Consider the following 17,222-nt stretch of genomic DNA (forward strand, 5'->3'; position numbering starts at 1 on the left):
GAGCGCCGTTTGGTCCTTCCAAATAAGCGACCGACAACGACGCCGGAGGCCAAAAGGGCGCTAGCCCATGGCCAACATGTCCAGACCCTGGGTATCCATCAGTTCCAGCGCCTTGCCGCCGCCACGGGCCACGCAGGTCAGCGGGTCGTCGGCGATGATCACCGGCAGGCCGGTTTCCTCGGACAGCAACCGGTCGATGTCGCGCAGCAGGGCGCCGCCACCGGTGAGCACCAGGCCGCGCTCGGCGATGTCGCTGGCCAGCTCCGGCGGCGAGGCTTCCAGGGCGTTCTTGACCGCATTGACGATCACCGACAACGGGTCCTTGAGCGCTTCCAGGATTTCCTCGGAGTTGAGGGTGAACTGGCGCGGCACGCCCTCGGCCAGGTTACGGCCGCGCACGTCGATTTCCAGGATCTCGCCGCCCGGGTAGGCGGTGCCGATCTCGTGCTTGATGCGCTCGGCGGTGGATTCGCCGATCAGGGAGCCGTATTCCTTGCGCACGAAGGCGACGATGGCCTCGTCGAAGCGGTCACCGCCGGTGCGCACGGATTCGGAGTAGACCACGCCGTTCAGGGAGATCAGGGCGATCTCGGTGGTGCCACCGCCGATGTCCACCACCATGGAACCACGGGCCTCTTCCACCGGCAGGCCGGCGCCGATGGCCGCCGCCACCGGTTCCTCGATCAGGTACACGTCCCGGGCCCCGGCGCCGAAGGCGGAGTCCTGGATGGCGCGGCGTTCCACCTGGGTGGACTTGCACGGCACGCATACCAGCACCCGGGGCGCCGGCGGGAAGAAGCCGGTGTCATGCACTTTTTTGATGAAGTACTGCAGCATCTTCTCGGTGACGTCGAAGTCGGCGATCACGCCGTCCTTCATGGGCCGGATGGCGGTAATGTTGCCCGGGGTTCGCCCCAGCATGCGCTTGGCGTCGGCACCCACCGCCGCGACGCTCTTCTGGGCGCCGTGGTGGCGGATAGCCACTACCGAGGGCTCGTCCAGGACGATGCCGCGGCCGCGCACATAAATAAGGGTGTTGGCGGTGCCAAGGTCGATGGAAAGATCGGTGGAGAACATCCCCCGAATGCGCTTGATCACGGACATCCTGGCCTGTTTCCTGAGAGTTCGAGTAGAAATAGCGGGGCCGCCGGCGGGATCGTCACACGCCAGCAACAAGATGGCGCAACTCTAGCAACGGCGGGGGGAATCGGCAAGGAGAGCCGCCCGGTTGCGCGCCCGGCGTCACCACTTTCGTATCCACAACGGCCCCCTGGATGTGGTATTTTCCCGCCTTTCCCCCGAGATTTGCGGAGAACCCCATGGCGATTGACTCCCAGGTGGTGGCGCGTGTGGCCCATCTGGCCCGTTTGCAGGTGGACGAAGGCGAGCGCGAGGCGCTGTCCGAGCGGCTCAACGAGATCCTCGGCATGGTCGACCAGTTGCAGCAGGCGGACGTGGGCCAGGTGGAACCCCTGGCCCATCCCCTGGAGCTGAGCCAGCCCCTGCGGGACGACCGGGTCGACGAACCGGACGTGCGCGACAAGGTGCTACCCATCGCGCCGGCCAGCGAGGACGGCTGTTTCCTGGTACCGCGGGTGATCGAGTAAGCCAATGCATAACAAGACACTGACCGAACTGAAAGCCGGCCTGCAGGCGAAGGATTTTTCCGCCCGCGAGCTGACCGAGCATTTCCTGGACCGTATCCAGGCCCGCGACGGCGAGCTGAACAGCTTTATCACCGTTACCCGCGAGCAGGCCCTGCAACAGGCGGATGCCGCCGATCAGGCCATCGCCGCCGGTGACCACCGGCTGCTCACCGGCCTGCCCATCGCCCACAAGGACATCTTCTGCACCGAGGGCGTGCGCACCAGCTGCGGCTCGCGGATGCTGGATAACTTCATCGCGCCCTATACCGCCACGGTGGTGGAGAAGATGGCCGGCGAAGGCGCCATCATGCTGGGCAAGACCAATATGGATGAGTTCGCCATGGGCTCCTCCAACGAAACCAGCTTCTATGGGCCGGTGCGTAACCCCTGGGACACCGAGCGGGTGCCCGGCGGCTCCTCCGGCGGCGCCGCCGCCAGCCTGGCGGCACGGCTCGCCCCCGGCGCCACCGGCACCGACACCGGCGGCTCGATCCGCCAGCCGGCGGCCCTGAACGGCGTCACCGGCCTCAAGCCCACCTATGGCCGGGTGTCCCGCTGGGGCATGATCGCCTTCGCCTCCAGCCTGGACCAGGCTGGCCCCCTGGGCCTCAGTGCCGCCGACTGCGCCCTGATGCTGCAAGCCATGGCAGGCCACGACGACAAGGACTCCACCTGCCTCAACGAGCCGGTGGACGATTACCTGGGCGGCCTGGATCAAAACCTGGACGGCCTGCGCATCGGCGTGCCGGAAGAGTTCTTCCCGGACAACCTGGACGGCGCCATCGCCGACAACGCCCGCGCCGCCATGGGCGAGCTGGAAAAACAGGGCGCCAAACTGGTCAAGGTGTCGCTGCCCAGCATCAAACTTTCGGTGCCGGCCTACTACGTGATCGCCCCGGCGGAAGCCAGCTCCAACCTGTCCCGTTTCGATGGCGTGCGCTTCGGCTACCGCTGCGAAGATCCGAAGGATCTGGAAGACCTGTACAAGCGCTCCCGTTCCGAGGGCTTCGGCGCGGAAGTAAAACGCCGCATTCTGGTGGGCACCTACGCCCTCTCCGCCGGCTACTACGACGCCTACTACAAACGCGCCCAGCAGGTTCGCCGGCTGATCCGCGACGACTTCGCCCGCGCCTTCAAGGAAGTGGACGTGCTGATGGGCCCCACCAGCCCGGAAACCGCCTTCAAACTGGGCGCCAAGGCCGACGACCCGGTCAACATGTACATGGCCGACGTGTTCACCATCGCCGTGAACCTGGCCGGCCTGCCGGCGCTGTCCATGCCCAGCGGCTTTATCGATGGCCTGCCCGCCGGCACCCAGGTGATCGGCAATTACTTCCAGGAAGGCCGCATCCTGAACGTGGCGCACCGCTATCAGCTGGCCACCGACTGGCACCAACGGATCCCGGGAGCGTTTCAATGAGTTCCTCTCTTTTCAATGGCTGGGAAGTGGTGATCGGGCTGGAAGTGCACGTGCAGCTGGCCACCCGCTCGAAAATCTTTTCCGGCGCCAGCACCGCCACCGGTGACGAACCGAACCGCCACGCCAGCCTGATCGATCTGGGCATGCCCGGCACCCTGCCAGTGGTCAACAAGGAAGCGATCCGCAACGCGGTGCGTTTCGGCCTGGCGATCAACGCCGAGATCGGCCGTCGCTCGGTGTTCGAACGGAAGAATTATTTTTATCCGGACCTGCCCAAAGGCTACCAGACCACCCAGTTGGCGGAGCCCATCGTCGGCCCCGGCGAGGTGGTGATCCAGCTCGACGACGGCAGCGAAAAAACCGTGCGTATTCATCACGCGCACCTGGAAGAAGACGCCGGCAAGTCGCTCCATGAAGACTTTCATGGCATGACCGGCATCGACCTGAACCGGGCCGGCACGCCGCTGATCGAGATCGTTTCCGAACCGGATATGGGCAACGCCGAGGAAGCGGTGGCCTTCGCCCGCAAGCTGCACGCCATCGTTACCTCGATCGGCGTGTGCGACGGCGACATGTCCCAGGGCAACATGCGCTTCGACGTGAACATTTCCGTGCGCCGCCCCGGCGAGCCCCTGGGCACCCGCACCGAAACCAAGAACCTGAACTCTTTCCGCTTCATGGAAAAAGCCATCAAGCTGGAAGTGGAACGCCAGATCGACGTGCTTGAGGACGGCGGCAAGATCGTTCAGGAAACCCGGCTCTATAACGGCGACACCAACACCGCGCGCTCCATGCGCACCAAGGAAGACGCCAACGATTACCGCTACTTCCCCTGCCCGGACCTGCTGCCGGTACTGGTCAGCGAGGAAGACATCGAGGCCCTGCGCGCCGAGATGCCGGAACTGCCGGACGCCCGCAAGGCGCGCTTTATGGACGCCTATCAACTGTCCGACTACGACGCCGCCCTGCTGGCCTCTTCCATGGCCACCGCCCGCTACTTCGAAACCGCCGCCGACCATGGCGGCGACGCCAAGCTGGCCGCCAACTGGGTAATGGGCGACCTGGCCGCCAAGCTCAACGCCGAGGACTTGGACATCGCCCACTGCCCGGTGTCCGCCGAGCACCTGGGGCAACTGATCCAGCGCATCAAGGACGGCACCATCAGCTCGAAGATCGCCAAGCAGGTGTTCGAAGCCTGCTGGGCCGGCGACGGCAGCCCGGACCAGATCATCGAGTCCCAGGGCCTCAAGCAGATGAGCGACAGCGGTGAACTGGAAAAAATCATCGACCAGATCATCGCCGACAGCCCCGCCCAGGTGGAGGACTACCGCAACGCCGACGACGCCAAACGCAAAAAGAAAATCGGCTACTTCGTCGGCCAGGTCATGAAAGCCACCCAGGGCAAAGCCAACCCGCAGCAGGTCAACGAGCTGCTTCAAGAGAAGCTCTGATCGCGACTGAAGTCGCTCCTACAAGGGCTCCGGGGATGATCGCGGCTGAAGTCGCTCCCGAGCCTCTCGTAGGAGCGGCTTCAGCCGCGATACGGGTTGTATCCTTCATTCTGAATCCTGTATCGCGGGCACGGCCCGCCTGCCTGCCCGAAAGGACTCCCCATGAACGAACCCCGCGTCACCCTTTCCATCGACGAAAACATCGCCACCGTCACCCTGAACCGGCCGGATAAATACAACGGTCTGGATCTGCAAACCCTGGAGGCGTTGGTGAAAACCGCTCGCGTTATCAGGAAAAACCGGGACGTGCGGGTGGTGATTTTGCGTGGCGCGGGCAAGGCATTTTGCGCCGGGTTGGATTTCCCCACGGTGACCAAAACGCCGATGAAAATGCTGCTGGCGTTCACCAAATTCGGGGTCAAGAAAACCAATCTTTTTCAGAAAGCTTGCTGGGCCTGGCGGGAGCTGCCGGTGCCGGTGATCGCCGAGTTGCACGGCTATTGCTACGGCGGCGGCTTGCAGCTGGCGCTGGCGGCGGACTTCCGGGTGGCGGCGCCGGACTGCGAACTGTCGGTGATGGAAATCAAATGGGGCCTGATCCCGGATATGACCGGCACCGTCACCCTGCGCGAACTGGTGCCCCTGGACGTGGCCAAGGAACTGGCCATGACCGGCCGCCGTTTCGACGCGGTGGAAGCCAAACAGCTCAACCTGGTGACCCGGGTCGCCGAGGACCCGCGCGCCGAGAGCCTGGCCCTGGCCCGGGCCCTGCTGGAACGCTCCCCGGACGCGGTGAGCGCCACCAAGGCCCTGTTCCAGCGCACCTGGAACCAGACCGAGGACCAGGCCTTCCACGAGGAATCCCGGCTGCAGTTCAAGCTGCTGCGCGGCAAGAACCAGGGCGAAGCCATGGCCGCCAACTTCAAGAAGCGGGCTCCCGACTTCCGCAACCGGCAACGGGATTACTAGCTAACCCGCCTTGGTGGCCAGCCACACCGCCGCCGGAGCCATGGGGAAATCCCGTTCGCCGCGCCGCTCCACCGTGTCGAAGCCGGCACGTTTCAGCAACATTCCGATCTCCCCCGGGCCCGGCACGAAGTGGCCTGCCAGCATCATCGGCAGGTAAAACGGCAATACCCGGGCGCTGGCCGGCGCCGTGGCGCCGCGCTCGCCGTGGGCGCAGATCAACACCCCGCCCGGGGCCAACGCCTGGTAAACGCGGCGCAGAACCGCCTCCGGCTCGGCCACGAAATGCAACACCGAGGAACACCAGATCACGTCGTAACCCTGGCCCGGGTCGCACACCGTGATGTCGCCGCCCAGGGCCACCACGCGGTCCGCCAGGCCCGCCTCGGCGATATGCTCCCGGGCTACTTCGGCGGTGGCCGGCCAGTCCAGCACGGTGGCACGCAGGTCCGGGAAGGTCTGGGCCAGGGTCAGCGCCACCCGGCCCGGGCCGCCGCCGAGATCCAGCAAATGGCGCCGCCCGGCCAGCTCCGGCCACTCCCGAAACAACGCCACCGCCTCCGGCGCGGTCACCGCCCGCTGCTCCTGGTCGATCTGCCGGCGGGCGCCTTCCGCCCAGGCTTCGCCGGGCGGCGGTGTCGGCGTGGCGCCATGGCGCAGCAACGGCTCCAACTGCGCGGCCGCGCCCTGCAAGCGCGCCAGCCGGTTGCTCCAGGCCCGCCGGCAGTCGCCCTCACCAGGGCGCCAATACCAGGCCGACACCGGGCTCACCCGATAACGGGGCGCCGCGCCTTCGCTGACGCGCTCCAGGCAACCCAGGCTCCACAACATCTCCAACCAGGCCCCGGTGGCCCAGGCATCGAGGCCCAGGTCCCGGGCCACGGCATTGGCGTCCGCCGCCGTCTCCAGGCCGGTGAACAGGTCCAGTTCCAGGGCCAGACGCAGCGCCTCGGCACCTACCGCCGCGCCGGCCAGATTCCAGTAAGGTTGCAATGCATGCATGGGAAAGACCTCGTCATTACAGCGTCACGATGAACGGCGGGCCCCTGGTGACAGGGCACCCGCCAGGGCATGGACAAAGCATAGAGGCGGGGTTAATTTTATTGATTCTTATTCTTATCTGATTCGGACTTTCTGCTATGCGATCCGGTCCTGTCCCCGCACCCGAGCCTTCACCGGGCTGGCAACACCAAGGCCACGCCGACGCCAGCGGCGAGACCCGGATTGCTCGCTACACCGTGGAGCCCGGTTTCACCCTGGTGCGCTCCCAGGTGCGCGGCCACCGGACCCGCCGGGAAAGCAGCCAGCGGCCACCGGGCGAGCGGCTGCTGATCATCACCTACGGCCTGAGCGGCACCTCCTCGTTCCACGAACGCCGGGGCCACCGGCCCCGCTTCCAGGCCGGTTTCACCACCGTCACCGGCTTCGACGACGTGGACGGCGAACGCGTCTTCCCGCCCCAGCAGGAAATCGGCCAGCTGCGCCTGATCCTCACCGAGCAGGCCCTGGCCGGCTATGTGGGCCGCCGCCAGACGGCCACCCTGCTGCAGGCCGGCGCCCCACCCCGCACCCTGGACTTCAGCGCCACCGACCGCGCCAGCCAGGGCCATGTGGCCGCGCTCTACCGGGCCCCGGAGCGACCGCCGCCACATGCGCTGGCGCTCAAGACCACCGCGCTCACCCTGCTTGGCGAACCGCTGCAACGCCTGCTGGAGCGGCACGGTGACACCCAGCCCCATGCCCTGGAAAAGGTGGAACGGGCCGATGCCCTGTTGCGTGATGCTCTGGACCAGCCGCTGTGCCTGACCACCCTGGCGGCCCGGGTCGGGCTCGGCGAGCGCCAGCTCAGGCGAGGTTTTCAACGGGTGTTCGGCGTCAGCCCCCGGCAACGCTTTCAGCGTCTGCGCCTGGAATACGCCCGGCAACTGCTGGCAGGGGGCGCGCCGGTGTCCGGGGTGGCCTACCGGCTTGGCTATGCCCACCCGGCCAATTTCACCGCCGCCTACCGGCGCCATTTCGGCCAGCCCCCCAAATACAGCCGCCGCTGAAGTGGCCGTATTAACGTCCGGGCGTAGCGAATACGGCCAAAAGTGGCCGTATCAAGTTGCTTTCTGGCCGTATCCCCATTAATTTTGGCCGTATATTCCTTTATACGGCCAACTTCCATGTCCAGGGACGACAACAAGGAACGCATTCTGACCGCCCTCCAGGAGCTGGGAGGCCCCGCCAGCCTGCCGGAAATTCTTGAGCGCCTGCCCGCTGACTTCGCCGAGCGTTCCGTACGGCGCTGGCTGGTCCAACTGGTCGAGCAGGGCCGGGTCCGGAAAAGCGGCCGCAAGCGCGGCACCCGCTACCAACTGGCCGAGGCCGGCGCGCCCCTGGCGGTGCGCGAACCGGTGGAGCCGGCCCTGTTTCATTTCAGCGAGGCCGCCCGGCACGCCCTGAATCGGGTCCGCCAGCCCCTGCTGAACCGGGCGCCGGTGAGCTACAACGGCCAGTGGCTGGAGCAATACCGGCCCAACCGCGACCGTTACTTCAGCCAGGCGGACATCGATCTGCTGAGCGACAAGGGTCGCCGCACCGACCACCCGGAACCCGCCGGCACCTATGCGCGGCGCATCTACAACCGCCTGCTCATCGATCTCTCCTACCACTCCTCACGGCTGGAGGGGAACACCTACTCGTTGATCGAAACCCAACGTCTGCTGCTGGAAGGCACCGGCGCCACCGGCAAGCTCGACGAGGAAGCGGTGATGATCCTCAACCACAAGGAGGCGATCCGCTACCTGGTGGAACGGGCCGGCCATCTGGAACCCAGCTACGAGGAAATCTGCACCCTGCACTACCTGCTTTCCGACGGCCTGGTACCGCCCGACGGCTCCGGCAAGGTGCGCGACCACGGCGTGCGCGTGGGGGCCTCCAGTTATATTCCCCTGGACCGGCCCTCCGAGCTGGAACGGCGGCTGCGGCAAATCGCCGACAAGGCCATGGCGATCAACGAACCCTACGAGCAAAGCCTGTTTCTGCTGGTGCACGTGGCCTACCTGCAGGCGTTCACCGACGTGAACAAACGCACCTCGCGGCTGGCCGCCAACATTCCCCTGGTGACGCGCAACCGGGTACCGCTGTCGTTCAACGCCATCGAGAAGGACGACTACGCCTCGGCCATGCTGGCGGTGTACGAACTCAACGACCCGGGCCCGCTCATGGAACTGTACCGGGCCTCCTACCTGCGCGGCTGCCAGGAATACGATGCCACCGCCGAAGCCCTGGGCGTGGACGCGGTACGGGTACGCTACCGCGCGCAGCGGCGTGAGGTGCTACGCGGCGTCATTCAGGAACGTCTGGCCGGCCGGGCCCTGGAGGCACGGCTGCGGGAAGCGGCCGAGGCCATCCCCGGCGCCGACCGGGCCGCCTACCTGGAAGATCTGGAAGAAGACGTGCGCGAACTGTCTCCGCAGCGTCTGGCCGGGCTGGGCGTGACCCGGGAGGAATATCAAAGCTGGCGGGATTGCCAGCCGCAATCGCCCAGCCGCTGAAGCCGTGCCACCGGCAACGGGAGCAACAGCGGCACGGACATCAATCGCGCATTTTGCGCAGCAGCCCCAGGGCCATGACCACCACCAGGCCGGCGCCGAGCAGCAGGATGCCCCACAGCACGATGCGCCGGGTGGGCAGCGGCTCCGGTGCCGGACGCAGCGCCGCTTCGCCACCCAGCTCCCGCACCGGCAGCGCCTCCGCCGGCGCCGCCGGCTCCAGCCGCGCGCAATCGATCACCTGGGCCGGCGGCGCCGTGCCACTGCCATAGGCCAGCAGGAACGGCCCCTCGCCCTGGGCCAGGAACGCCAACTCCAGGGGCGCGTAGCCCAGCTCCAGGCGCACCGGCGCCGAGCCCAGGGATTCGGCGCCGGACAAAATGCGCAACCGCCACAACCGGTCCGGCGGCGTGGCACTGGAGCCGGTGGATTGAGCGCCGGTCAGCGACTGATCCGGGCCGGATGCCACGGTGCCCTGGAAGCGGGTGCGCCACGGCCCGTCGGGGTCGGCCCGGGAACTCAGCGCCACCCGCAATACCCGGTTGGGGCCGGGCAAATCCAGGCGCCACTGCCGCGCCGCCAGCGGCCGTTCCGACCGGAACCGGAGCGCGCCATCGGCATCCGCCGCGCCGGTTTGCGCGGCGGCCACCCAGTTCAGCGCCGGGCCGTCGCCGGCGTCCGGAAGCGGCAACGCGGAAGCGCCCCGCAGCCAGTCCCGGGCGCGCTCATCCAGGGGAATCAGGCGCAGGAAACGATAGCGCCGTTGCGGCAGGGTCACGGTGGCCACCTCCAGGGTGTCGTCCTCCACCCGCAACAGGGTGCTGCGCGGCACCACCGTACGCCACTGGTCCAGGTCTTCGCTGGCCTCCACCCGGATCGGCAATTCCGCGCGGCCTTCCGGCGAGCGCCAGCGCCAGTCCAGGCGCACGCCGGTAAGCTGCGCATCCAGGTCGCGGGCATCGAGAATATATTCGAACGCGCCGGAGGCCGGCACCGGCCCCTGGGAGGGCGCCTCCCGCCAGCGCATGCGCAGGCCGTCGGCGGTCTCGATGGACAGGCCGGCGCCCGCCGCCTGATCGCCGCGCCCCGCCGGCAACCCATGCACCGGCAGCGGCCGGGCGGTGTCCACCGACGGCGCCGGCGGCGAGCAAAGGGCATGCTGCACCACCTGGCCGGCCCGATTGAACACACGCAGGTCGCCAAGATCGTCCCGCGTGCTCAGGGCGTACACCGCGTCCGGCAACGGCAGCCGGTAGGCGCTGGCCGGGGCCGACGCCTGTAACGGGATGCCCTCGGCGAAATCCTCCGGCGCCGGCGCCGCCGCCACGGCCCGCGCCAGCCCCACCGCCATGATTACCACCCATGCCAGACGACCAACCATCAAGACGACTCCTTTGCTCGCGGCGGCATCGGCGAGAAGTACCCCACCACCAGCAGCACCAGACCCACGCCCAGGAACGAAACGGTACGCGCCAGCGTCTCCGTGCCGGCCAGGTCCACCAGAAACAGTTTCACCACCACCACGCCCAGCAAACCCATGCCGGCCATCCACACCCGGCGCCAGCCCTGGCGCGTGGCGGTGATCATGGCCACCAGCCCGAGCAGAGCCCAGAACAGCGACAGGGCCATTTGCACGGTCACCGAACGCATCATGCCGTCAAGGTACAGCGGCGTGCCCACGCCATAGTGCAGCGCCCGCACCAGGGCGGCGCTGAGCCACACAAACACCAGCGCCGCAGCCACCGTGACGCCGGTGCTCCAGCGTGCGGGCCAGGCGGCGCGCCACCAGCCCAGGCTGGCCAGCAGGACCAGGGCCATGCTGATATCGAGTGGATTAAGCAGCGGCACATAGGGCAACGGCGCCGGGTTACCGGGGCTGCCCAGATTCACCACGGCCACCCAGATGGCCAGCCACAACGCCAGCGGCGCCGCCGCCAGAGTGAGGTAAGCGCGGCGGTGATCACGCCATGGCCACAGCGCCGGCGGGCGGGTGCACACCACCAGCAGCAGAGCGGGAATCAGCCCCCAGCCGAGAGCCGGCCAGACACCGGCCAGCGACTGGCCGATCCACCAGGGCAGTTCCCCCAGGGCCACCCAGGCCAGGCTCCATACGCCCAGGGCCATGAGACCCGGCGTGATGCCCGGCAGCCAGGCGCCGGCATCCCGGTCCCGGCGCCACAGCGCGCCATGGTAAACCAGCCACAGCAGCGGCCAGCCCAGCCAGGCGCCGCGCATTAGCGGGTGCTCAAGCACGGTCAGCGCCAAGGTCGCCAACGCCAGGAAAGTGGCGCCCAGCAACGGCGCCACACGCTCACTGGCGGGCCAGGCCAGCCAGCGGCCGAGCAACGCCAACAGGGCCGTGACCAGCGCCGGCACCGCCAGCAACCCGCCGGCTTCGCCGCCCAGGGAAACGAACGCATCCACCTCCCGCACGCCGGCGAGCAACGCCCACGGGATCGACCAGCCCAGCAGCAGCGCCGGCAGGGGCCGCTCGTAGGCGGCGCGCGCATCCCCCAGGCGGAACAGGAACAGCCCGCTCAGGTAACCGGCGATGGCCAGGCCCGCCAACGCCATGAAGGTGCCGTTGAACACCGGCAGGCTGGCCGGCGCGCCGCCGTCATGGGCCCAGGACAACGCCGCCAGCACCTGCAACAGCAGGCCGAAGACCCGCGTCAGCCGGCGCCCCTGGCGGCCGCCCAGCCACACCAGCCCGGCGCCTTCCAGGGCCCAGCTCACGGCGGTGGCTTCACCGGACAGCACCAGCGGCACGGTGAGCGTGGCGAAGATCACGCCGAGGGCGGCGAACGCTTCCGCCATCAAACGCCAGGCGGCACCCCGCCCACGCCACAGCACCGCCGCCAGCACCAGGTAGAACACCGCCAGTGTCAAGGCGCTCCAGGCCAGGGCGTGCTCGATGTGGCCGACCAGGGAGGCGTGCAGGGTGAAGGCGGCCACCGGCAGGCCGAACACCAGGCTGCCGGAGATATAGTCGACTCGGGCGGCGGTGCGCTGGCGGGCGAACAGCAGCGACACCGCCACGTACATCAGGAAGAACAGAACCAGGAAGGCATCGGTGCTGAACAGATGCTCGGCGCCGTAGCCGGTACCACGCCACAGCGCACTGACGCCGAAGGTGAACAGAAAGCCGACCAGGTTCAGCGAACGCCAGGCCCGGAACCAGGCCACCGCGAACACGCCCAGGTTGAGTACCGCGTAATAGCTGAACAGGGTGATGTGGCTGCCGCCGCCCTCGGAGGTCAGCAGCGGCGCCAGGAAGCCACCGGAGAAACCGATCACCGCCAGGGCCAGGGCGTTTTGCGCCACCGCCAGCACCGCCGCCGCCAGCGCCACCACCACCATCAGCGCGAACGCCAGCCCCGCCGGCAGCACGCCGAACAGGCGGAACCCCACATACAAAGTCAGGTACAACAGGGCCACGCCACCGCCTTGCAGAATCAGCGCATAGCCCTGATGCCGCAGGCGCAGCCGCCAGCCCAGGCCGAGCAGGCCCATGCCCAGCAGCGCCACCGCCGCCAGCCGGGCTTCCAGCGGAAACCAGCCGCTCTCGGCGGCGTATTTGGCCAGCAGGGCGGCGCCCACGAACAGCACCACGATGCCCACCCGGGCGATGCTATTGCCGTTGCGGAACCAATCCACCGCGCGCCGCCAGGCGCTGGCCAGGCCGGACGGCGGCGCCTTGGCGGGGGCGGAGCGGGCAACGGCGGGCTGGGCGGGCATAGGCGCCGGCTCGGGCGCGGCGGGAGCCGGCGGCGGTTCCACCGGAGCGGTGTTTTGCGCCGGCTCCGGCGGCGCCGCGGGGGGCGGCTCCGCCGCCTCTGGAGCGGCACTGTCCGTGGAGGTGCTCTTCTTGGTGGTGCTCTCCTTGGTGGTGCTCTCCTTGGTGGTGCTCTCTCGGGCCCCGCCCTCCTCCAGGGCCTGGATCAGGCTCAGCAGACGGTGCTCCGTGGCCCGCACCCGCTCACCGATCAGCGCCACCAGCACCAGGGCGAACCCGACCAGGGCGCCGACACCGGCGAACACCGAGGCGGACACCATGGCCACGGTCCAGGAGCCGGCCCAGCCGCCCAGCAACAGCCCGGGCAGCGCGAACAGCAGCGCGCCGCCAATGGCGCCCACCAGCGACAAAAGTACCGTGGAGAATAGTGGCCAGGCCGCCGGTTGCTGGGCCCTCATGGTCTGCTCCCTGCCCGTCATTGCGATCCCTCTGATTGAATAGATTGCGGCGGCTTATGTCCGGGACCGAGCGCACACCGGGCAGTGCGGGTCCTTGCGAAATGCCATCTCGCGCCAGGCCAGCGTGCGACCATCGAACAACCGCAGACGTGGCGCCACCGGTTTACCGGTAAGCAGATGCAGGGCGAGCAGCGCCTGCAGGGTGCCGATGGTGCCCACCACCGGGCCAAGAATACCGGCCTCGCTGCAGGCCAGGTCGCCATCGGTACCGTCCCCGTAAACGCACGCATAGCAGGCGCTGTCCGGGTCACGCAGATCGAAGGCGGCAAGCTGGCCGTCCAGGCGGATGGCGGCGCCGCTCACCAGCGGTTTGCGGTGGCGTACGCAGGCGGCGTTGATGGCCTGGCGGGTGGCGAAGTTGTCACAGCAGTCCAGCACCAGATCCACGGCGGGCAAGTGTTGGTCGAGCCAGTCATCGCCGGCCATGGCGGCGTGGGGTTCCACCTTAACGTCCGGGTTCAGGGCGTTGAGCTGGGCGGCGAGAGCAGCGGCCTTGCCCTGCCCCACCTGGTCGCCCCGGAAGGCGATCTGGCGGTGCAGGTTGCTGGTGTCCACGGTGTCGTCGTCCACCAGCACCAGCCGCCCCACCCCGGCGCCGGCCAGGTACAGGGCGGCGGGATTGGCCAGCCCACCGCAGCCCACCAGCAGCACGGTGGCGCCGGCGATGGCCTCCTGGCCGTCCAGGTCGAAGTCCGCCACCAGCAGTTGCCGGCTGTAGCGTTGCAGTTGCTCGTCGCTGAGCAGGTTCTGGTTAGACATGTCCCAAGGTTACCCTGTCGTTGCCGCCCAGGTCGCCACGGGTGGTGACGTCCTGGAAGCCGTGTTCGGCAAGCAGGCGGCGCACCACGCCGCCCTGGTCGTGGCCATGTTCCAGCATCAACCAGCCGCCGTCGGTGAGCCGCTCGCGGGCCTGGGCGGCGATCACGCGCAGGTCCGCCAGGCCCCGGTCGTGGGCGGCCAGGGCCGAGCGTGGTTCGAAACGCACATCGCCCTGCTCCAGATGGTGGTCGTCCGGGTCCACGTAGGGCGGGTTGCTGACGATCAGATCGAAGGGTCCGGCCAGGGCCTTGAGCCAGTCGCCGCGCACCAGGGTCACGGCGGCGCCCAGCGCCTCCGCATTGTCCCGGGCCACCGCCAGGGCGGCGGCGCTGGCATCGGTGAGGGTCACCCGCCAGTCGCGCCGCTCCAGGGCCAGGCTGATGCCCACGGCGCCGGTGCCGGTGCCCAGGTCCACCACCCGGGCCGGGCCATCCGGCAGGGTTTCCAGCGCCGCCTCCACCAGGGTCTCGGTGTCCGGGCGCGGAATCAGGGTGGCGGCGGTGACCACGAAGCGGCGGCCATAGAATTCCCGTTCGCCGGTGAGGTGGGCCACCGGTTCGCCGGCGGCGCGGCGTTTCACCAGCAGATCGAACAGCCGCTGCTGGTCGCCGTTAAGGGGCTTTTCCGGCCAGGCGTAGAAGTAGCTCCGGTCCCGGCCGAGTACCCGGCTGAGCAGCAATTCCGCGTCCAGGCGGGCGGTCGGTGATGCCGCCAGCGCATCCCGGGCCGCGCGCAGCGCCTCGTCGATGCGCATGGCGTCAGCCCTGGCCCTCGGCCAGCGCCGCCAGTTGCTCCGCCTGGTGCTCGGCGAGCAACGCGCCCACCACCTCGTCCAGGTCGCCGGCGACGATTTCGTTGAGGCGGTACAGGGTCAGGTTGATGCGGTGGTCGGTGAGCCGGCCCTGGGGAAAATTGTAGGTGCGGATGCGCTCGGAGCGATCGCCGGAACCAACCAGGGATTTGCGCTCCGCCGCCTGTTCGGCGTGGGCGGCGCTTTCGCGGGCGTCCAGCAGGCGCGCCTTGAGCAGCGACATGGCCTTGGCCTTGTTCTTGTGCTGGCTGCGCTCGTCCTGGCATTCCACCACCACGCCGGTGGGCAGGTGGGTGATGCGCACCGCCGAGTCGGTGGTGTTAACGTGCTGGCCGCCGGCGCCGGAGGAGCGGTAAGTATCGATGCGCAGATCCTCGTTGCGGATCTCCAGGTCGCCGGCTTCCTCGGCCTCGGCGAGGATCGCCACGGTGCAGGCGGAGGTGTGAATGCGGCCCTGGGACTCGGTGGCCGGTACCCGCTGCACCCGGTGGGCGCCGGATTCGAATTTCAGGCGCGAGTAAACGCCGTCGCCGGCGATGCGCGCGATCACTTCTTTATAGCCGCCGTGCTCGCCTTCGCTGGCGCTGATCAGTTCCACCTTCCAGCCCATCTGGTCGGCATAGCGGGAATACATACGGAACAGATCGCCGGCGAACAGGGCCGCCTCGTCACCCCCGGTGCCGGCGCGGATTTCCAGGTAGACGCTGGCGCGGTCGCGGGGGTCCCGGGGCAGCATCAGGCGCTGCAGTTCGTCTTCCAGGTCCTGGGCGCGCTGTTCCCCTTCGCGCACTTCCTCGGCGCCCATCTCGCGCATTTCCGGATCGCTGTCGTCGAGCATGGCCCGGGCGGCGTTCAGGTTTTCCAGGGTGGCGCGGTAGGCGCGGTAGGCGCCGACCACGTCTTCCAGTTCCGCGTATTCCTTGGACAGGGCACGGAAGCGGTTCTGCTCGCCGATCACCTCCGGGTCCGCCAGCAGGCCACTGATTTCCTCGAACCGCTCCATCAGCCGGTTCAGTTTGCCCTCTAACGACGCCTTCATGATTCCTCGCTGGACGCTTCGCCGTCCTGATCAAGCAGAATTTCCCGGGCCATCAGCAATGCTTCGGCACGATCCTCGGCGGCCAGCCGGCGCAGGGTGACACTGGGCCGGTGCAGCCATTTGTTCACCAGATTGTGCTTGAAGCGGCGCAGCACCTGCTCCGGGTCACCGCCCTGCTGCAACTGCGACAGCGCCCGCTCCAGCTCCTGATCGGCCAGTTCGGTGCGCTGGCGCCGGTAATCGCGCAGCACGCCCACGGCGCGTTTTTCCCGCCGCGAACGGTGGTGCTGGGTGACCGCCTCGGCGATCAGGCCGGCGGCCTCCTCGGCGGCCTGCTCGCGGGCGCGCACGTTCTCCTGGATCGCCTCTTGCAGGTGGTCGACGGTATAAAGATAGACGTCGTCCATCTCGCCCACCTCCGGCTCGATGTCCCGGGGCACGGCGATGTCGACCATGAACATCGGCTTGTGGCGGCGCCGCTTGAGGGCCCGCTCCACGATGCCCTTGCCCAGGATCGGGATCGGCGCGGCGGTGCAGGCAATCAGAATATCCGCGTGTTCCAGGGCCACCGGCAACTCATCCAGGGCGATGCCCCGGCCGCCCACCTGATCGGCCAGGGCCCGGGCGCGCTCGGCGGTGCGGTTGGCGATAACGATTTCACGGACCTGCTGCTCTTCCAGATGGCGGGCCACCAGCTCGATCATCTCGCCGGCGCCGATCAGCAATGCCCGGCTTTTTTTCAGGTCGGCGAAAATATGCCGCGCGAACGACACCGCCGCATAGGCCACCGACACCGGGTTGGCGCCGATGCCGGTTTCCGTGCGGATGCGTTTGGCCACCGAGAACACGTCCTGGAACACCCGCCCCAGGTCGCCATTGATCAGGCCGGCCTCATGGGCACGGGCGTAGGCTTCCCGCATTTGCCCGAGAATCTGCGGCTCGCCCAGCACCAGGGAATCCAGGCCGCCGGCCACGCGCATCATATGTTCCAGGGCGCGGTCACCGTGGTGCTGATAGAGGGCCTGGCGCAGGGACGCCGACGGCATGCGCCGCTCGGCGGCCAGCCAGTCGCCGAAGTCCGGCGCCTCGCCTTCCACCAGGCAATACAGCTCGGTGCGGTTGCAGGTCGACAGCAGGGCCGCCTCGCGGACCCCGGGCAGTTGCTCACGCAGCCGCTCCAGCGCCCGGTCGGCCTGGTCCGCGGAAAACGCCAGTTGCTCACGCAACTCCACGGCCGCGGTGGTGTGATTAACGCCAACTGCGATGAGATTCATAGGAAA

At 68.2% G+C, this 17,222-nt stretch carries 14 protein-coding genes; 6 read left to right on the top strand and 8 right to left on the bottom strand.

The genetic code is table 11. From position 1 onward, the window contains the following. Window positions 1-60 precede the first annotated feature (60 nt). Window positions 61-1,098 carry a rod shape-determining protein gene (locus tag FGS76_RS18835; RefSeq protein WP_138774288.1) on the bottom strand — a complete coding sequence of 346 codons (1,038 nt, stop codon included), beginning with the start codon at window positions 1,096-1,098 and terminating at the stop codon, window positions 61-63. Window positions 1,099-1,319: 221 nt separating this feature from the next. On the opposite strand from FGS76_RS18835, the gene gatC reads away from it, so the two are divergent. The 4 genes from gatC (at window position 1,320) to FGS76_RS18855 (ending at window position 5,486) form a co-directional block, all read left to right on the top strand. Beyond that, complete coding sequence (gene gatC / locus FGS76_RS18840; RefSeq protein ID WP_138774197.1) at window positions 1,320-1,607, top strand: Asp-tRNA(Asn)/Glu-tRNA(Gln) amidotransferase subunit GatC; 288 nt, start codon at window positions 1,320-1,322, stop codon at window positions 1,605-1,607. A gap of 4 nt (window positions 1,608-1,611) precedes the next feature. After that, window positions 1,612-3,066 carry an Asp-tRNA(Asn)/Glu-tRNA(Gln) amidotransferase subunit GatA gene (gene gatA / locus FGS76_RS18845; protein ID WP_138774198.1) on the top strand — a complete coding sequence of 485 codons (1,455 nt, stop codon included), beginning with the start codon at window positions 1,612-1,614 and terminating at the stop codon, window positions 3,064-3,066. Continuing rightward, on the top strand, window positions 3,063-4,517 hold the full coding sequence (gene gatB, locus FGS76_RS18850; protein ID WP_138774199.1) for an Asp-tRNA(Asn)/Glu-tRNA(Gln) amidotransferase subunit GatB: 1,455 nt from the start codon (window positions 3,063-3,065) through the stop codon (window positions 4,515-4,517). Before gatA ends, gatB begins: the two co-directional genes overlap by 4 nt. A gap of 162 nt (window positions 4,518-4,679) precedes the next feature. Continuing rightward, the gene (locus tag FGS76_RS18855) at window positions 4,680-5,486 is read left to right on the top strand and encodes a crotonase/enoyl-CoA hydratase family protein (protein WP_138774200.1); all 807 of its coding nucleotides are present in this window, start codon (window positions 4,680-4,682) and stop codon (window positions 5,484-5,486) included. Here FGS76_RS18855 and FGS76_RS18860 read toward each other — a convergent pair whose 3' ends face one another. Then, window positions 5,487-6,485: a class I SAM-dependent methyltransferase gene (locus tag FGS76_RS18860; RefSeq protein ID WP_138774201.1), complete on the bottom strand. Its 999-nt coding sequence runs from the start codon at window positions 6,483-6,485 to the stop codon at window positions 5,487-5,489. It abuts the gene before it with no gap. Between the two features lie 137 nt (window positions 6,486-6,622). Between FGS76_RS18860 and FGS76_RS18865 the strand changes: the two genes are divergently transcribed. After that, window positions 6,623-7,531, top strand: a complete 909-nt coding sequence (locus FGS76_RS18865; RefSeq protein ID WP_138774202.1) for an AraC family transcriptional regulator — start codon at window positions 6,623-6,625, stop codon at window positions 7,529-7,531. Between the two features lie 117 nt (window positions 7,532-7,648). Then, a complete protein-coding gene (locus tag FGS76_RS18870) occupies window positions 7,649-9,022 on the top strand; it encodes a Fic family protein (RefSeq protein WP_138774203.1) in 1,374 nt (457 codons plus the stop codon). Window positions 9,023-9,062: 40 nt separating this feature from the next. On the opposite strand, the gene FGS76_RS18875 is transcribed toward FGS76_RS18870, so the two are convergent. The 6 genes from FGS76_RS18875 to hemA are packed head-to-tail and all read right to left on the bottom strand — an operon-like array spanning window position 9,063 to window position 17,216. Next, complete coding sequence (locus tag FGS76_RS18875; protein WP_138774204.1) at window positions 9,063-10,400, bottom strand: DUF3999 domain-containing protein; 1,338 nt, start codon at window positions 10,398-10,400, stop codon at window positions 9,063-9,065. After that, a complete protein-coding gene (locus tag FGS76_RS18880) occupies window positions 10,400-13,213 on the bottom strand; it encodes a DUF2339 domain-containing protein (protein ID WP_138774205.1) in 2,814 nt (937 codons plus the stop codon). Before FGS76_RS18880 ends, FGS76_RS18875 begins: the two co-directional genes overlap by 1 nt. A 54-nt stretch (window positions 13,214-13,267) precedes the next feature. Continuing rightward, window positions 13,268-14,017 carry a HesA/MoeB/ThiF family protein gene (locus FGS76_RS18885; protein ID WP_138774289.1) on the bottom strand — a complete coding sequence of 250 codons (750 nt, stop codon included), beginning with the start codon at window positions 14,015-14,017 and terminating at the stop codon, window positions 13,268-13,270. A gap of 7 nt (window positions 14,018-14,024) precedes the next feature. Further along, a complete protein-coding gene (gene prmC / locus FGS76_RS18890) occupies window positions 14,025-14,846 on the bottom strand; it encodes a peptide chain release factor N(5)-glutamine methyltransferase (RefSeq protein ID WP_138774206.1) in 822 nt (273 codons plus the stop codon). A 4-nt stretch (window positions 14,847-14,850) separates the two neighbouring features. Further along, on the bottom strand, window positions 14,851-15,942 hold the full coding sequence (gene prfA, locus FGS76_RS18895; protein WP_138774207.1) for a peptide chain release factor 1: 1,092 nt from the start codon (window positions 15,940-15,942) through the stop codon (window positions 14,851-14,853). Beyond that, entirely contained in the window at window positions 15,939-17,216 is a 1,278-nt protein-coding gene (gene hemA / locus FGS76_RS18900; protein ID WP_138774208.1) for a glutamyl-tRNA reductase, read from the bottom strand. Before hemA ends, prfA begins: the two co-directional genes overlap by 4 nt. Window positions 17,217-17,222 lie beyond the last annotated feature (6 nt).

The organism is Alloalcanivorax gelatiniphagus, from assembly GCF_005938655.1.
In the GTDB taxonomy this organism is placed as follows: domain Bacteria; phylum Pseudomonadota; class Gammaproteobacteria; order Pseudomonadales; family Alcanivoracaceae; genus Alloalcanivorax; species Alloalcanivorax gelatiniphagus.